The sequence below is a fragment of the Nonomuraea sp. NPDC049419 genome, assembly GCF_040676995.1.
Lineage (GTDB): Bacteria > Actinomycetota > Actinomycetes > Streptosporangiales > Streptosporangiaceae > Nonomuraea > Nonomuraea salmonea.
The window spans coordinates 28,859-45,081 of record NZ_JBFAQB010000020.1 but is presented as its reverse complement, the minus strand read 5'-3'; the positions used below and the strand labels follow the sequence as shown (position 1 = coordinate 45,081).

The window sequence follows — 16,223 nt, the reverse complement described above, 5'->3', positions numbered from 1 at the left end:
TGGGCCGGCAACCTCGCGGCACCGCCGCCGCAGCGGCCGGCCCGGAGACGGCGAAGGCCCCGCCGGACAGCGGGGCCTTCAGATGTCTGCGTACCGGTGTGCGTGTCGCCTCTCGGCGAAAGGCTCAACGCGGCTCCAGCCGAACGGTAGTCCGCGAAGGCAAAAGGTGAGGCCCGGGGACACTGGGCACACCGGCCACGCTGGTTGTAACCATCGCGGGCCGCGCGATGTTCCCGCGTGGGTCAGGTGCCGACCACCGGGCTGCGCCGCTCCACCATCACCACGTCCCGCCACACCCCGTGGTGACAGCCGACGCGCTCGCGGGTGCCGACCACACGGAACCCGACCGCCCGATGGAGGGCCAGGCTGGCGGCGTTCTCGGGGAAGATGCCGGACTGGATCGTCCACACGCCGGCGTCCTCGCACGCGGCGACGAACGCCGTCAACAGGGCGCGGCCGATGCCGTGAGCCTGGCAGCCGGGGTGGACGTAAACACTGTGCTCGACCACCCCGGCATAGACGCTCCGAGCCGAGACCGCCGAGGCCGCCACCCAGCCGAGCACCTCGCCGGAATCGGTGTCCACGGCCACGAACCGCAGCTGCGGCAACCTGCTCGCGGTGAACCCTTCCCACCTGGGCGCGACGGTCTCGAAGCTGGCCTGGCCGGTGTCCAGCCCGGCCTGGTAGATCGCGAGTACCTCCGCAGCGTCGCTCTCGCGCATCGGCCGGATCTCCAGGCCGGGGCCGATGGCGGGCTTTCGCGCCTGGACGATCGCCGAGTGCACCCCGTCGCCGTGATCGGCGGTCAAGGTGACCGTGACGGCGACGAAGCCGGCTTCGACGAGCAGGTCCCGATACTCCCGCACCGTGAGCGATCCGGCGACACACCCGATGCGCTCCTCGGCCCGCTGCCGCGCCTGCTCGTCGAGCACCTGCGTGGTGACGACGTCGCTGACCCCGAACCGGCCGCCCGGCCGCAGCACCCGGAACGCCTCGGCCAGCACCGCCGCCTTGTCGCCGGACAGGTTGATCACGCAGTTGGAGATGACCACGTCCACCGCGTGGCCGGGCAGCGGGATCGCCTCGATCGTCCCCTGCAGGAACCGCACGTTGGTGACGCCCGCCTGTTCGGCGTTGCGCCGCGCCAGCTCCACCATGGCGGGGCTGGCGTCCAGGCCGAAGACGGTGCCGTACGGGCCGACGCGGCGCGAGGACAGCAGCACGTCGATGCCACCACCGGAGCCCAGGTCGAGCACCGTCTCACCGGCACGTATCTCCGCGACGGCGACCGGGTTGCCACACCCCAGGCTGGCGCGAAGCGCCCCGTCAGGGAGCGCGGCGGTGTCGTCGTAACCGGCCGGCCCAAAACCGCCACCGGTGAAGGCGACGGGATCGCAGTCGGCGATGCGCTGCCCATGTAGCGCGCTGCGGGCCAGGGCTGAGTAGTGGTCGATGATCTCGTCGGACGCCATAGAGATCTCCTCACTCACAGACCGGCGCATCGGGCACCGGCTTGCCCATCACCACGTCGGCGGCGGTGGGGAAACAGCTCACGCAGTTGTCGTTGATCCGGTACAGGGAGGACGTCCCCTGCCGCTCCACCAGCACGAACCGCACTTCGGCCAGGATCTTCAGGTGATGCGACACCGTGGACTGCCCCACCCCGGAGACGGCCACGATCTCACCCACGCTCATCGGCTCCCGCCGCCTGGCCAGCAACGACACGATCTGGATCCGGGTCGCGTCGGCCAGCGCCTTGAACCAGCTCGCATACTCCTCGGCCTCCGCGCGCGGCAGTGGCCCCGTCTTCTCTTTCATCGACAATCGACGATATTCGATGAAAGAGAGTCTGGCAATAGGCTCTGAAGTCACACCAGCGATCTTGAAGGCGCACCCGCATGGCAACCGCAGCTCAGCAGCTGATCGAAAGGGCGAGTCCCGCACCACCGCCCGTCCCGTACGACTGGGAACGAGTCGAGCACCGGCTCGAAACCGCCGTACCGCCGGACTACCGCGAGCTTCTCGACGCAGGCGGAGGCGGCCTCTGGCTGGGCTTCTTGAGGCTCCATGTGCCCGCAGGGCTCAAGCACATCGACCTGGAGCGATCGAAGCTGGAGTGGGAACAACTCCAGGACCTGTTCGAGGACGAGGTCGTGGAACGCCCCGACGATCTCGCCCCTGATGACAGCCTGCTGCCCTGGGCCTCGACCGGCACAGGCGTCACGCTCTACTGGCAGGTCTCACCCGAGGCGACGGCCGCCGCGTACCCGATCCGGATCTCGGACCGCAACGGCGACGCATGGGAACGGTCCGACCTGCCCACCACCGACCTCCTCCTCGGAATCGTCCGGGGAGAGCCGCACAGTGAGCTGCTCAACGAGTCGTGGCTGCAACGCGACACGCTCTTCACGCCTTACGCCGACGAGTGGTCGTAAGGCGTCAAGGGGATGCGTTAGGGAGCTCGATATCCTGAGACAGGGCATCGCATGCGGGATGGTCCAAAAGGAGAGTAGCGTAGCGACTCGTAGCACTCACCATGTTCCAGTACTCATCATCGGCCGCACCCGAGCCGGCACGCAGATAATCCTTATACGCAGCCAACCCAGCAGTACGTGCTCTGACAATGCCGGCGTCGGGGCCGATATCAAGGGCCTCGTGCAGCTTGGCTCCGACTGCGAAGATCTCAGTGCAGTGCCGGTGCAGGCGAGACGACGGTCCTGGTATGCGCCCTGTCGCCAGCCTATCGCTGTACGCGTACAGACGTGCGTCTTCCTGGTCGGCATATCCGAGCAGCCGAGCCGCCGTACCTGCGATGTCCTCAGGAATCGTGGTCCAGGCTTCGTCGTGAGCGTAGGTCAGGAAAGAGCGAAGATGCCAGATCAGCGAAGAGTAGTGCTCCTTCCGCTGTCTTGAATCCTCTTTGCCCGCATACCAGTTGAACCCGACGCTGATGACCAGAGTCGCAGTGGAGAACCCCACTACGCCGGAGATCAGATTGACCATGATGGGATGTCTGTCGAGGTAGTCGAGATGATTCTCCTCAAGATAGACACTGAGACAGAACGACAGAGCAGCTGCGGCGAAGAGGAGGGCCTGAATTCTGTACGGCAGCGGCTTCATGAACGCTCCGAAAGGCAGGCAAACGGCCAGTCGAGGCCCGGCATCTACAGGTGCAACGCCTCATGAACCGGCGGGGGTTCCCCTATGGCCGGTACGTTCGCTGGTCCGAGCTGATGGACAAGCTCCTCCACCGACACCCGCCGTCAGCAGGACGAGGATCAAGCGCATGGCCTTTCGCATGTCCCTCATCGCTGGTGGACGCCGAAGCCGTGCGCCAGGTGCGCCTGGGCGTCAGGTGGGGGTGGAGAGTTTCCTGAGGGTGCGGCCCAGGAGGTGGGTGGCGGGGTAGGGGCCTGAGAGGCGGGAGTCGTGGCTGGCCCTGTTGTCGCCCAGCACGATCAGGGTGCCGTTCGGGACGGTTCGCAGGCTGCCTGATGCCTTTCTCGCCGGTTCCGGGATGGGGTCGCCGGGGAGTGCGGCTACTCGCTTCACCTGCCATTTCGTCCGGGTCGGCAACGGGGCCAAAGCTGTGACCTCGGGGGAGACGGGGATGCGTGGGGGCTCCAGGACCACTATGTCACCGACCTGCAAAGCGGTGAGGTCGCATCTGCGGACCAGGAGCTTTTCACCAGGGCGCAGGGTCGGGGTCATGCTGGTGCCGGAGACGGTGACGATCACGAGGGTGCGGCGGATGAGGGTGATCGTCAGGACCAGGGCGGTCAGCAGGGTCAGGGGGATCACGGGATCGGGTCTGGCTGGTAGCCGGAGGCCTGCATGCGGAAAAGGCGGGCGTACGTGCCGTCGTACGCCATCAGCTCCTCATGCGTGCCCTGTTCGGTGATGCGGCCGTCGTCGAGGACGGCGATGTGGTCGGCCATGCGGACCCCGTTGAGGCGGTGGGTGATGATGACGCTGGTGGTGCCGTGGCGGTGTTCGGCCAGGCGGCGGTGGATGGTGTGCTCGGCCTCGGCGTCCAGGCCGGAGCTGGGTTCGTCGAGGATGAGCAGGTCGCGGCGGCCGCGCATGAGGCCGCGGGCGAGGGCGATGCGCTGCCACTGGCCGCCGGACAGGGTCACGCCCGTGGTGGCGTCGTCGGAGTCGGCGTTCATGAAGAACATGCGGCTCAGCAGGGTGTCGTAGCCGTGGGGGAGCGCGGTGACGGTGGAGTGGACCTCGGCGGCGGTCGCGGCGGTGCGGATCCTGTCGCGGTCGTGCAGGGCGGGCAGGTCGCCGATGCCGATGTTGTCGGCGGCGGTGAAGTCGTAGTTCATGTGGTCCTGGAAGACGGTGCCGATGCGTTCGCGCAGGTCGGCGACGGGGATGTGGCGGATGTCGACGCCGTCCCAGGTGATCGAGCCGCAGGTTGGCTCGTACAGGCGGCACAGGAGCTTGACCAGGGTGCTCTTGCCGGCGCCGTTCACGCCGACCAGGGCCAGCAGGGAGCCGGCCGGGATGCGCAGGCTCACGCCGCGGAGCACCCAGGGTTTGTCGGGGTCGTAGCGGAACCAGACGTCGCGCAGCTCGATCGCGCCCTTCAACGAGGGCGCGGCCGCGGGGAGGACCGGGGCGGGCAGGTCCGGTTCGGCGTTGATGACGGCCAGGTAGTGCGCGAACTGCAGGAGCGCCTGGTGCCCTGAGGCGAGCTGGGAGACGAGTCCCGACAGGCCGGTCTGTACGCCGGCCACGGCCGCGATGAAGACGATCACGTCGCCCGGCGTCAGCAGGCCGGCGCGGGCCTGCAGGATCCCCCAGACCAGGCCGACCCCGGCGACGGTCGCGGTCAGCGCGGCCAGCGCGAACTGGGTGTGGCACACCCGCCGGTCCAGCCGCCGCTGTGCGGCGTTGACCTGGCGCAGCTCGTTCAGCATCCGCGAGCGGACGAAGTCGGCCAGGCCGAACAGCCGGATCTCCTTGGCGGCGGTACGGTCGATCATCAGCTGCGAGTAGAACACCTGCCGCCGCTCGTGCGGGCTGACCGTCCACATCATCCGGCTCCGCCTGGCGCTCAGGCTCAGCTCGGCGGCGACCACCGGCACGGCCGAGACCAGCACGACCGCGGCCATGACCGGGCTGACCGCCAGCAGCGACCCGGTGAACCCGAGCATGGTGACCACCGTCCGCACGCCGCCCAGCGAGGCTCCGAGCATCGCCTGGGGTGAGATCTCGCCGGCCTGCTGGGCCAGCCGGATCCGGTCGTGGAAGGCCGGGTTCTCGAACCTGGACAGCCCGGCCAGCCGCGACAGCGCCGTGTACAGCCGGTCGCGGCTGTGCAGCCGGATCGAGCGGCCCATTTCGGCGTCGACGTACTGGAAGAGATGCGGCAGGGCCGCCGCGACCAGCCCGAACCCGGCCAGGAGCGCGCTCTGCCCGAGCAGCCAGCCGATGGGCTGCTGCCGTCCCAGCAGCTCGTCCAGGATCTGCTTGGTCAGCCACGCGACCGCGACCGGCGTCGCGCCCATGACCAGCGCCCCGGCCAGCTGCGCGGCGAGCAGCGCCGGCCTGGCCCGCCAGGCCAGGCCGAGCGCGGTCACGCAGCGTTCCCGCCAGCCGGACCCATCCTCGTCGAGAGCGCGCATCACACCGATACGGCCTGCCGCTCGAGAGCGGAGACGCCGCCGACACCGGCGAGGATCGTGCCGTCCTTCCCGAGCAGGACGAACAGGGGCCAGCGCCGTACGGCGAACGCGGTCGTCACCGGCCCCTCGTCCGGCTCGACCACCACGCGGGCCACCGGCGAGACGGCCTCGACGACGTCCGCGACCTCGTCGGGTGCCCCGGAGACCACCGCCAGGTGCCGTTCGCGGCCGCCCGGCGCGGTGGCGGCATACTGGACGAAACGCGGCAGCTCGTCGTGACAGGCCGGGCAGCCTGGGGCGAAGAACGCGACCAGCAGCGGACCGTCCACCCCGCTCACCCCGGCCGGGTCGCGCAGGGCGATCTCGGCGCCGTCCAGCGTGGTCGCGGTGAAGTCGGCGACCCGCGTGCCCGCGTCGGGGAGGAACCTGCGCTGGGCGAGGTTGTCCATGCCCGACCGCGCCCATTTGTCGTCGTATTCGCGCAGCCGCCGCAGCACGGCGAGCATCAGCAGCAGGTTGAGCCCGCCCAGCACGCCGACCACGACGACCGCGGCGATCAGCACCACATCCATCGACCCACTCTCCTCCGGAAAGCGTCAGCGGGGGAGGACCGCCGACACGAGATCGTCATAAGAGATGACAAGAGCGGCCACGATCACCGCCATGAACCCGGCCACCAGCAGCGCCCCCGGGTTCCACCCCACGGCCGGCGCGGTGCCCGTGGCGCCCGCCGCCGCGACCAGCAGCAGGAGCGCGTTGCGGACGAGGTGCCGCCGGCCCAGCGGCTGCGTCGAGGCGCCGAAACACCGGCAGCTCACCGGCGATCCCCGCCGCAGCACCGAGCCGATCGCCACCATGAAGGCGATCAGCAGCGCCGCGCCGAGGGCCAGCCCCGCGAGCGCGGTGACATCGGCCGCCAGCAGCGCCGCCGTGGACAGCTCGCCGGTGATCACCGCCGCGGCCACGGCGGGCCTGAACCGGGCTTTGACGCCGAACGCCGCCAGAGACGTCGAGAAGGCGGCCCGATCGCGCCGGCTGCGCACTTTGCTCACCGCCGCCGCCAGGAAGACCACCGCGAGCAACACCCGGCAACCGAAGCCAACATAAGCAAGCACTGTTTCGACTCCCCACAGAAGTCCGGGATGACTTCCGCTTGGTCCCGCGCGACGCGGAACCAAGCGGAAATCGCCGATGCGGCGCTAAGAGGCGCAACACCAGCCGGTGGCGACGATGTCGCAGTTGCTGTACAGGATGTACGACGTACGCGGGTAAACCGTGCTCCCCGCCTTGCATAGCGGGGAGCTGCAGAATTGCTCGTATTCGCAGCCTCCCGCGCTGGCGACCGCCTTGGGCGCGAGCAGCGTGAGCAGCCTGTCGCCCACCGACGCTAAAGCAGTTCTCATGCCGTTTCCACCTTCCTGTGTGCGTTCTCCTTCAGGAGTATCGACGCGCAGGTCAGGAGTTCAAAGGGCATGGGGAGGGTATCTGCCGGACATTCACCGGGCGCGGGGCCGGCCCGTCACAGTGGCGTGACCGGCGATCGCGGAAAATGTCCGGTGAATGGCCGGTCGCTGACCTGTGATGAGCGCGCGCATCGACCTAGGCTCGTGGCTGTCGAAGGACGGGTCGCGAGAAAGGTCCGTTATTCCATGACCATTCATCAAGGACCCGAAGGCGCGGTCACCGTGTCGACCGATTTCGGCACGGTCGACTTGACGCCGGCCGCCGGTCGTCCCGATATGTGGGTGCTTATTCTCGACCGTTTCCCGCAGTCCTACGTGAATCTCGCCGACCCGCGCCGGGTGAAAATGCCGTACGTACGGTGGCTGGCCGTCATCGCGGACGCAGCCGCGCCCCCTGGCACGCCGATCACGGCGCTGCACCTGGGCGGCGGAGGACTCACGCTCCCGCGCTACGTGTCCGCCACCCGCCCTGGCTCGTCCCAGCTGGTCGTCGACCGGGACGCCACACTGATGGAGACGGTCACCGAGGTACTGCCGCCGCCTCCCGGCCTGGACATCCGCATCGCGGACGCCCGCGACGCCATCAGATCCGTCCGCCCGCACGCCTACGACCTCATCGTCACGGACGTGCTGATCAGGACCGGCGTCCCCGCGCGGCTCACCAGCCTGGAGTTCCTCACCGCGGTGGCGGCGGCGCTCAAGCCGGGCGGCCACTACGCGCTGAACATCCTGGACGCGGTCCCCTTCGCCTTCACCCGCCGCCAGGTCGCGACGTTCCGGGCGGTGTTCGACGAGGTGCGCCTGTTCGCCGAGCCCGACGTGCTGCGCGGCGACCGGATCGGCAACCTCGTCGTCGCGGGCGGCCCGCCGGCCGGGACGCCGCTGCTCAGCGGTGCCGAGCTGGACCGCTTCGCCGCAGACGCCCGTCCGCTGACCGACGCGGACGCCGTCGACTCGCCGCCCGCGCTCCCACTCAAGCCATCTGCCGACAGGTGATCAACCAACGAAAGGAAAGATGATCATGACGTCAGTGCCCGACCCCCGCGAGTTCATCCGCTCCAGCGCGTCGGTGGAGGCTCCGGCCGTGACCTCGGACAACGCGGCCGAGCGCGACTGGTACCCGCGTGACCGCGGCCCCCACCGTCCCGACAACACGTGATCCGGTGGCCGGGTGCCGACCGGCATCCGGCCACCTCCGCAAGGAAAGGAGCTCGCCCATGACGCTCTGGCAGGAGGTGGAGCGGCTGCTCGGCACCGACCCCGAGTACGGCGACGCCGCCGCCGTCGAGCGGCGCGTGCTCGGGCGGCTGCGTGTCGGCCTGACCCTGCTGGCCGAGCTGAGCCCGCACAACGCCGAGCCGGTACGGCGCTGCGCGGCGGCACCCGACGCGGACCTGCGGGTGCTGAGCCGCGACCCGGTGCTGCGCAGCGCGTTCGAGAGCGACCTGCAGACCGTCACCACACAGGGCCCGCAGACCATCACCACGCAGGCGGACACCGGCCTGCTCCTGCCCGGCCTGCTGCCCGCCGACGCCGGCTACACGGTGAGCCGCGTAGCCGCCGGCGGCTACGCGGTGAGCCGCGCGCCCGGCGAGCCTTCGCGTTCGGCCTGGGTGTGGACGGAGACGACCCGCGGCACGAAAGATCCCGTCACAGAACGCCTGTGGTCCCTGCTCGACGAGCAGTTCCCCCGCGGAACCGCGGACGTCCCGATCAAACCCTCCGCCGCCGAACTCAAGATGATCGACGAGGCGGCCGCCCTGCTCACGGCGCTGATGCCGTCCGTCGGGCCCGGCGTCCTCGCCAACGTCGGCATGATCGGCCTCGCCCGCGACGAGGGCGAGGACGGGCCGCTGCACTCCGTCTCCGGCGGCGACCGCTTCCCCGCCACCGTCTTCATCGCCCCCGAGAAGCTGCAGAACGTCTGGGACGCGGCGGGAGCGCTGCTGCACGAGGCGCTCCACCTCGCCCTCTTCGAGATCATCCGCTGCGGCGCCGTGGTCTTCGACCACGTCGACGCCACCGCCGACGTCGTCCCGATCCCGTGGCGGCGCGAGGCCTGGTCGCTGATGCGGGTGCTGTTCGCCCTGCACGTGTACGTCCACCTCGCCGTCTACCACGGCCTGGCCCGCTCAGCAGGACCCGGGATCACGAGCCGGTTCGGAGAGCCGCCCGCGGACGCCGCGCTCAGCCGCGCGACCTTCGGCGGCGCCCGCTACGCCACCCCCGAGCTGCGCGCCCGCCACCTCGCCGAGCAGCTCGCGCAACGCTCTGGCCTGTTCACCGGCTACGGCCACCAGCTCATCGCCTGGCTGGTCAAGGCGCTCGACCTGCTCGCACCGCCCACGCCCGGAGACGGGGACGGCACGACGTACCAGGCCGTCGCCCCCGTCGCCGCCGTGCCGATGCCCGAGCAGCGCCGCCTCGTCGTGGCCCTCGCCGACCCGCCCCGCGTGCGCTGGCTCAACCCCGCCGCCTGGCTCGTCTACCGCCTGTGCGACGGCCGGGACAGCGCGGCGATCATCAAGGAGTACGCCGAGTCCGTCGCCGGCGTCGTCCCGCCCGCTGAGGCGCTCCGCCAGGCCGGCACGGCCCTGCAGGCGCTCGTGGACGAGGGCCTGGTCGTCACGGCATGAAGCCCCCATCACGCCCTATCCGGAAAGAAAGGTGACCGCCATGAGCATCACGCAGACCGAACCCGCGACCGACGACCTCGACGAGTTCGAGCTGGACATCGAGATCTCCGTCCTGCCCGAGGGCACCCAGCCCGTCGGCCGGCACACCCACTGGTGGACGTGTGCGCCGTGCGTCACGGTCACCTCGTGGCCCAGCAGGTGCTGCTGAGCATCAGGTGATCCGCCCGTCGCGACCCGTCCCCATGCCGGTCGCGACGGGACGGCACGGCGAACGAGAGGTCCCCACCATGCCCGCGGAGCGCGTCATAGCCGTCTCCCCGCGAAAGAGCGGAACCCACCTTCTGCAGGAGCTGATGATCCTGCTCGGCTACCACACCGACGGCGAGGCCGTCCCGCCGCGCGAGGCCGTGGTGGCGCTGAGCCTGCGCCGGCGCATCGAGCTGGCCCGCCACTACATGCATCCCGACGCGGCGGCCGAGCTCGACCACCGGGCGGACCGCGACGGGTTCGTCCAGGCCACCAACCTCCTGTGGTTCCAGGTCGCCGAGCTGTGGCGGGCCAAGCTCGCCGCGGGCAACGTCTCCCACACCAAGCTGGCCAGCCCCGAGCTGGACCAGCCCGTGCCGATGCACCCCGAGGCGTGGGGGCGGCCCTTCTCCACCACCCCGCCCGGCATCTGCTGGACGTTCCACTCGCTCGACATCTGGCGGATGGACCCCGTGTTCCTGCGGGAGTGGCAGAGCCCGGAAGGCCCGCGCATGATCCTGGGCTACCGCGACCCGCGCGACACGCTCATCTCCATGGCGACGTTCCTGTCCGGCGAGGGCGGCCACGCGCTCGGCCGCCAGCCCGAAGCCGCCGTGTTCCGCCCGATCCTGCGCAGCCTGCCGACCATGTCCGAGCGCATCACCTACCTTCTCCGCGACCCGGCCGTCCCGCTGCTGTCCGACTTCGACGCCGCCGTCAGCCTGTTCCACCACCCCGACGTGTGCGCCGTGCCGTTCGAGGAGCTGATCGGCGAGGAGGGCGGCGGCAGCGCCGAACGCCAGCTCGCCGCCGTGCGGCGGGTCGCCGAACACGTCGGCACCGACATGGACCCCGAGGTCGTCGCCGACAAGGTGTTCAACCGCAACGCCTACAGCTTCCACCGCGGCCGGATCGGCGCGTGGCGGGAGGTCTTCACCGCCGAGCACCACCGGCTCTTCAACGCCCGCTTCGGCCACCTCCTGGAGATCTTCCCCTATGACTGAGCTGCTGCCCGCCGCGACGGCGTCCGAGGCGCGCAAGGTCGCGGCCGAGATCCTGCACCGCCTCCGCGACGAGGAGCTGGTCGCCGAGGCGGCGCGGTCGGCCGCGGCGACGGTCGGCCGCTCCCTGTGGGAGCCGGGCGCGGCCCTGTACGGGGGCGCCGCCGGCAGCGCGGTCGCCTTCGCGCACGCCGCCCGCGCCTTCCCTGACTCCGACTGGTGGACGCAGGCGCACCGGTGGCTGAAGGTGGCCGCCACGAGCACCCGCGAGCGTCCGCTGCGGCGCCCCGGACTGTCACTCGGCACCACCGGCATCGCCCTCGCCGTCGCCGAGTGCGACGAGGACGGCCGGTACGCCAGGACGCTGCGCAGCCTCGACAGCCGGTTGGCCCAGCAGCTCGACGGGTTCGGCCCCGCCGCCGATCGGGCGCTGACCGTGCACGACTACGACGTCATCAGCGGCCTCGCCGGGATACTCGGCTACGCCTCCCGACGGCCCGCGACCGTCCACCTGGTCATCGAGCGGCTCGTCGCCCGCTGCGCCACCGGCCACGGGCCGCTCACCACCTCCCGCTGGACGCCCTGGCGGATCGCGCCGGAGAACTACGGACGGGACGGCGAACGCGAGCTCTATCCCCACGGCTATGTGGACCTCGGCCTGGCCCACGGCCTCCCGGGGCCGCTGGCGGCGCTCAGCAGGGCCTGGCTCGCCGGTCACCGCGCCCCCGGTATGCGCGGGGCGATCCGCGGCCTCGCCGATCAGCTCGTCGCGGTCTCCTGGCAGGGCGAGCACGGCCGTACGTGGTCGCGGGTCATGCCGTTCGACGCGTCGGGCGAGATCGCGCCCCGGCTGGGGCAGCCGTCCGAGCCCGCGTACTGCTACGGCGCACCCGGCATCACCTCCGCCCTGCTCGACGCCGCCGAGGCGCTCGGCGACGCGTCCGTACGGGCCGTCGCGGTCGAGGGTTTCGAGGCCGCGCTGCGCCAGATGGAGGCGCGGCCGCGCACCCTCGGCCCGGGGTTGTGCCACGGACTCGGGGGAGTGCTGCTGATCTGCCGGGCGTTCGCCGTCCGGACCGGCAGCGCGGCGGCAAGGGCGGCGCTGGAACGCCTGGTCGAACGGCTGCTCGGCGGCTGCGACCCCGGCCACCCGCTCATCGTGCGGGACTACAAGCCGCAGGTGACCGGCGAACCGGGGTCGCCGCTCGCCGCCGGCCCCGGCGGCGCCTGGATCGACCAGCCAGGACTGCTGGAGGGGGCGGCGGGCGTCGCGCTGGCGCTGCTGTCCGTCACCGACCCGGCGCCGCCCCGCTGGGCCGACGCCCTGATGGCTGGCTGAGCGGCGTCGGTGAGAGCAAGGAGGACCAGCCGCATGGCACATCCTGAGCGCCTGTACGCGGCGTCGGAGCTGTTCATGCTCCGCGCCCCCGTCCTGCCCGCCGACACACTGACGATCCAGGACCCGCCGGCCGCTCTGGCACAGGCCCGTGACCAGGGACGGCGTGCGCTACGCGAACTCGCCTTCGAGCCCCGCGTCCGCCAGGCGCTCCAGGTCGCGAGCCCGGACCTGGCCGCCGCGCTGTCCACACCCGGCACCGACGGTAAGGCGGCGAACCGCCGGGACGCCGCCCTGCTCAGGTACCTGACGAGGATGTCCACCCGGCCCACCCCCATGGGCCTGTTCGCCGGCGTCGCCACCGGCGCCTTCGACGACACCTCCGGGATCGCGGCCCTGGCCGCCGACCCGGTCCGGGCGACCAGGACCAGAGCCGACAACGTCTGGCTGGCCCACGTCACCGACCGGCTCGACCGCGACCGGCTCGGCGTCCACGTGAACGCCCTGTTGCACCGCTTCGGCACCCGCATCGTCCTGTATGCGCAGAACCGGCGCATCGAGCTCTCGACCAGCCGCCCGCTCACCGCCGCGCTGGAGCTGGCAGAGCAGGGCCCGACGTACGCCGAGCTGAAGGCCGCCCTGGGAGGTCGCTTCCCGAATGCACCCCACCACAAGATCGACCGCCTGCTCGACCAGCTCTACGATCTGCGCATCCTCCTGCCCGACCTGCTCCCCGCTCCGACCGAGCCGCTGCCCGAAGTCCACCTGGCCAAGCGCCTGATCGACCGCGGCGTGCACGACGACGTCGTCGCAGACCTCCAAAGGGTGCGGCAGCTCGCCGACGAGGTGGACAGGGAAGGCGGCGCCGCGCGAGTGGCCCGGCTTGAGGCGTGCCAGCGCGCGATGACGCCCGGCTTCACCGGCCCGACGTTCCAGCTCGACACGGCACTCGCCCTGGAGCAGGCGACGCTGCCGGCGGAGATCGGCACGGCGGCGGCCGAGGCGGGAGAGCTGCTGATACGGCTCGGCTGCGCCTGGCAACGGCGACCGCACCTCGTCGACTACCACCACGTCTTCCTGGAGCGCTACGGCGCCGGCGTCGAGCTGCCGCTGCTCGACGTGCTCAACCCGGAGACCGGCCTCGGCCCGCCCGCCACCTACCGCGAACCGGCACTCGCGCACGCATGGCCGTATCGGCCGGAGCCCGAGCATCCCGAACGCGACCGCGCCCTGGTCGAGACCGCGATCCGCGCCGCCCGCGACGGGCTGCTCGCGGTCGAGCTCGACGACGACCTGCTCGACCGGCTCACCGTCTGGCGTCCCGGCGAGGCCCACAGCCGCCCGCGTACCTCCCAGGACGTCTTCTTCCAGCTCGCCGCCGCCTCGCCCGAGGCGCTCCGCGACGGCCGGTGGCGGATCGTGCTCAGCACCATCGGCAACTACGGCGGCGGGCAGTCCTTCGGCCGCTTCTTCGACCTGCTCGACGAGGCCGCCCTGGCACGCCTGCGCGCCCAGCAGCGGCTGGAGGAGGAGCTGCGCCCCGACACGGTGTTCGCCGAGCTCAACCACGGCATCACGACCAACCGCAGCGGCAACCTGGCCGTCCATGCCCCCACCCGCGACCACGAAGTGTGCGTGAACGCCGAACCCACCGGCCCGCCGGTCAAGCAGATCCCGCTGACCGACATCGTGCTCGGCGCCACCGGGGACCACTTCTACCTGCGCTCCGTCTCCCTGGGCCGCCCCCTGGCGATCGGCCAGACCCACGCGGTGAACGTCGCCCAGGCCCCGAACATCTGCCGCGCCCTCCTGGAGTTCTCCGAGGACGGCTACACCCCGCTCTGCGCGTTCGACTGGGGCCCGGCGGCGGGCGCACCCTTCCTGCCCCGGCTGACCCGCGGCAAGGTGGTGCTCCAGCCCGCCCAATGGACGCTCACCCCCGCCACCCTCCCGCCCACCGACGACCCGGACGCCTTCTTCCACGCCTGCCAGAGGTGGCGGCGCAGGTGGCAGGTGCCGCGCCACGTCTACCTGACCTTCCGCGACAACCGGCTGCTGCTCGACCTGGACCACCCGCTCTGGGTGGACGAACTGCACCGCGGGCTCCGGCGTCCGGGCGAGGAGATCCGCCTGCTCGAAGCCCTCCCCGGCCCCGGCGACCTGTGGCTGCGCGACCAGGCCGGCCGCCCGTACCACGCCGAGATCGTCGTACCGCTGGTGCTGCGCGACCGCACCCGCATGCCCGAACCCACCGCCCCCCGCACGACCGCCCCACCCGCCGTCACCCGCCGCTGGCTGCCCGGCGACGAGTGGATCCACATGAAGCTGTACGCCGCCCCCGACCAGCACGACGCGATCATCACAGGGCCGCTGCGCGCCCTGCTCGCCGGTCTCGGTCACCTCACCGACCGCTGGTTCTTCATCCGGTACGCCGACCCGCTGCCGCACCTGCGCCTGCGCTTCCACACGCGGGGCGACGCCGCCGAGGTCATGTCCCGATGCGCCGCATGGGGGAGCGGTCTCGTCCGCGACGGCCAGGCCACGGACCTCGCGTTCACCAGTTACGACCGCGAGGTGGAGCGATACGGCGGCGGCCCCGCGATCTCCCTGGTCGAGACCGCGTTCTGGGCCGGCAGCGAGGCAGCCGCGGACCTCCTGCGCACCGGGCTCGACCCCGACGTCGTGCAGGTGGCGGCGCTGCGCGAACTGTACGCCGCCTGGGGCGCCCACCCACACCCGCACGACGGCGAAGCGTACGTCACCGACACCGCCCGCAGGCGCTTCCGCGAGCTCCGCCCGCTGCTCTGCGAGCTCCTCAACCCGGGAGAACGCCGCCCGGACCCGCGCGCCCCCGAGTACCGGGCCGTGCTGGACCCCGTCTTCGCCCGCCAGCGCCAGCCGCTCACCGACACCGGCCACCGCATCCGCGAACTGGCCACCCTGAACCTGCTCACCACCTCAGAACAGAACATCCTCGAAAGCCTCGCCCACATGCAGGTCAACCGGCTCGCCGGCATCGACCGCGGCCGCGAACACCTGTGCCGGGCCCTGTGGTGGCTCAGCCGCCGCGCCATCCGCAACCGCCCAGGATCGGAGCCCACGACGTGCTGACCGACGACGCGGACCCCGTACTGGTCGCCGAGAAGCTCATCCACCCCCAGTTCCCGCGCTCGGCCACGTACGACCCGGTCTGGCAGGCCCGCTACGCCGACGGCCCCAACCCGCTGTGGCTGGCCGAGTCGCTGACCGACCTGCTCGACCTGAGCCCCGGCATGCGCGTGCTGGACCTGGGCTGCGGCTGGGCGACCAGCTCGATCTTCCTCGCCAGGGAGTTCGGCGTGCAGGTCGTGGCCGCCGACATGTGGCTCCGCCAGGAAACCTGGCCCCTGATCGTCGAGGCCGGCGTGGAATCCCAGGTCCTACCGGTACGCGTGGAGGCCCACGACCTGAGATTCGCCCACGAGTACTTCGACGCGATCATCAGCCTGGACGCGTACCAGTACTTCGGCACCGACGACCTCTACCTCGGCTACCTGCAGCAGTTCCTCGCCCCCGGCGGCGTCCTCGGCATCGTGGTCCTCGGAATCACCGAGGAGCTGAACGACGGCCCACCCGCCCATCTGGCCGACATGTGGACCTGGGACCACAAGGCCTTCCACAGCCCGGCCTGGTGGCGCACCCACCTCGAACGCTCGGCCCCCATGACCGTCGAACACGCCGGCCTCGTGCCCGACGGCTGGAGACACAGCCTCCGCTGGCAGGAACTGGCCGCCCAGGCCGCCCCACCCCAGGCCCGCCCGGCCTGCGCCGAGTGGGCCCGCAGACTGGCGACGGACGCCGGCCGCACGATCGGCTGGCCGAGAATCGTGGCCAGAAAGAAGTAGCGCTGATTTGGACTTCCGGTA

17 protein-coding genes are annotated in these 16,223 nt (G+C 71.2%); 9 read left to right on the top strand and 8 right to left on the bottom strand.

All coding sequences use genetic code 11. From position 1 onward, the window contains the following. Positions 1–242 precede the first annotated feature (242 nt). The gene (locus tag AB0K12_RS38840) at positions 243–1,472 is read right to left on the bottom strand and encodes a GNAT family N-acetyltransferase (protein ID WP_364572530.1); all 1,230 of its coding nucleotides are present in this window, start codon (positions 1,470–1,472) and stop codon (positions 243–245) included. Between the two features lie 10 nt (positions 1,473–1,482). Then, positions 1,483–1,818 carry a metalloregulator ArsR/SmtB family transcription factor gene (locus tag AB0K12_RS38835; RefSeq protein ID WP_364572528.1) on the bottom strand — a complete coding sequence of 112 codons (336 nt, stop codon included), beginning with the start codon at positions 1,816–1,818 and terminating at the stop codon, positions 1,483–1,485. An 80-nt stretch (positions 1,819–1,898) separates the two neighbouring features. Here AB0K12_RS38835 and AB0K12_RS38830 point away from each other — a divergent pair, with 80 nt between their 5' ends. Then, positions 1,899–2,435, top strand: a complete 537-nt coding sequence (locus AB0K12_RS38830) for a hypothetical protein (protein ID WP_364572526.1) — start codon at positions 1,899–1,901, stop codon at positions 2,433–2,435. Between the two features lie 4 nt (positions 2,436–2,439). Here the strand turns inward: AB0K12_RS38830 and AB0K12_RS38825 are convergent, their stop codons facing one another. The 6 genes from AB0K12_RS38825 to AB0K12_RS38800 form a co-directional block, all read right to left on the bottom strand. Beyond that, a complete protein-coding gene (locus tag AB0K12_RS38825) occupies positions 2,440–3,120 on the bottom strand; it encodes a hypothetical protein (protein ID WP_364572524.1) in 681 nt (226 codons plus the stop codon). Positions 3,121–3,351: 231 nt separating this feature from the next. After that, positions 3,352–3,801: a S26 family signal peptidase gene (locus tag AB0K12_RS38820; protein ID WP_364572522.1), complete on the bottom strand. Its 450-nt coding sequence runs from the start codon at positions 3,799–3,801 to the stop codon at positions 3,352–3,354. After that, positions 3,798–5,636, bottom strand: a complete 1,839-nt coding sequence (locus AB0K12_RS38815) for an ABC transporter ATP-binding protein (RefSeq protein WP_364572520.1) — start codon at positions 5,634–5,636, stop codon at positions 3,798–3,800. The genes AB0K12_RS38820 and AB0K12_RS38815 overlap by 4 nt, the downstream gene beginning before the upstream one ends. Beyond that, positions 5,636–6,208 (bottom strand): TlpA disulfide reductase family protein, encoded by a 573-nt coding sequence (locus AB0K12_RS38810; RefSeq protein WP_364572518.1) that lies wholly within the window; start codon positions 6,206–6,208, stop codon positions 5,636–5,638. The genes AB0K12_RS38815 and AB0K12_RS38810 overlap by 1 nt, the downstream gene beginning before the upstream one ends. 24 nt (positions 6,209–6,232) lie before the next feature. Further along, positions 6,233–6,751, bottom strand: a complete 519-nt coding sequence (locus AB0K12_RS38805) for a MauE/DoxX family redox-associated membrane protein (protein ID WP_364572516.1) — start codon at positions 6,749–6,751, stop codon at positions 6,233–6,235. 84 nt (positions 6,752–6,835) lie between these two features. Continuing rightward, complete coding sequence (locus tag AB0K12_RS38800) at positions 6,836–7,039, bottom strand: hypothetical protein (RefSeq protein WP_364572514.1); 204 nt, start codon at positions 7,037–7,039, stop codon at positions 6,836–6,838. 282 nt (positions 7,040–7,321) lie between these two features. Here AB0K12_RS38800 and AB0K12_RS38795 point away from each other — a divergent pair, with 282 nt between their 5' ends. The 8 genes from AB0K12_RS38795 to AB0K12_RS38760 all read left to right on the top strand — a co-directional run bounded on the left by AB0K12_RS38795 (position 7,322) and on the right by AB0K12_RS38760 (position 16,202). Next, positions 7,322–8,095: a fused MFS/spermidine synthase gene (locus AB0K12_RS38795; RefSeq protein WP_364572512.1), complete on the top strand. Its 774-nt coding sequence runs from the start codon at positions 7,322–7,324 to the stop codon at positions 8,093–8,095. 25 nt (positions 8,096–8,120) lie between these two features. Beyond that, positions 8,121–8,258, top strand: coding sequence for a hypothetical protein (locus tag AB0K12_RS38790; protein ID WP_364572510.1), 138 nt, complete (start codon positions 8,121–8,123; stop codon positions 8,256–8,258). Positions 8,259–8,316: 58 nt separating this feature from the next. After that, positions 8,317–9,735, top strand: coding sequence for a PqqD family protein (locus tag AB0K12_RS38785; RefSeq protein ID WP_364572508.1), 1,419 nt, complete (start codon positions 8,317–8,319; stop codon positions 9,733–9,735). 40 nt (positions 9,736–9,775) lie between these two features. Beyond that, on the top strand, positions 9,776–9,943 hold the full coding sequence (locus AB0K12_RS38780; protein WP_364572506.1) for a hypothetical protein: 168 nt from the start codon (positions 9,776–9,778) through the stop codon (positions 9,941–9,943). Positions 9,944–10,022: 79 nt separating this feature from the next. Further along, positions 10,023–10,985, top strand: coding sequence for a hypothetical protein (locus AB0K12_RS38775; protein WP_364572504.1), 963 nt, complete (start codon positions 10,023–10,025; stop codon positions 10,983–10,985). Further along, positions 10,978–12,321: a lanthionine synthetase C family protein gene (locus tag AB0K12_RS38770; protein ID WP_364572502.1), complete on the top strand. Its 1,344-nt coding sequence runs from the start codon at positions 10,978–10,980 to the stop codon at positions 12,319–12,321. The genes AB0K12_RS38775 and AB0K12_RS38770 overlap by 8 nt, the downstream gene beginning before the upstream one ends. Positions 12,322–12,354: 33 nt before the next feature. Beyond that, entirely contained in the window at positions 12,355–15,429 is a 3,075-nt protein-coding gene (locus AB0K12_RS38765; protein ID WP_364572499.1) for a lantibiotic dehydratase, read from the top strand. Further along, positions 15,423–16,202, top strand: a complete 780-nt coding sequence (locus tag AB0K12_RS38760) for a class I SAM-dependent methyltransferase (RefSeq protein WP_364572497.1) — start codon at positions 15,423–15,425, stop codon at positions 16,200–16,202. The genes AB0K12_RS38765 and AB0K12_RS38760 overlap by 7 nt, the downstream gene beginning before the upstream one ends. The last annotated feature ends 21 nt before the right edge of the window (positions 16,203–16,223 follow it).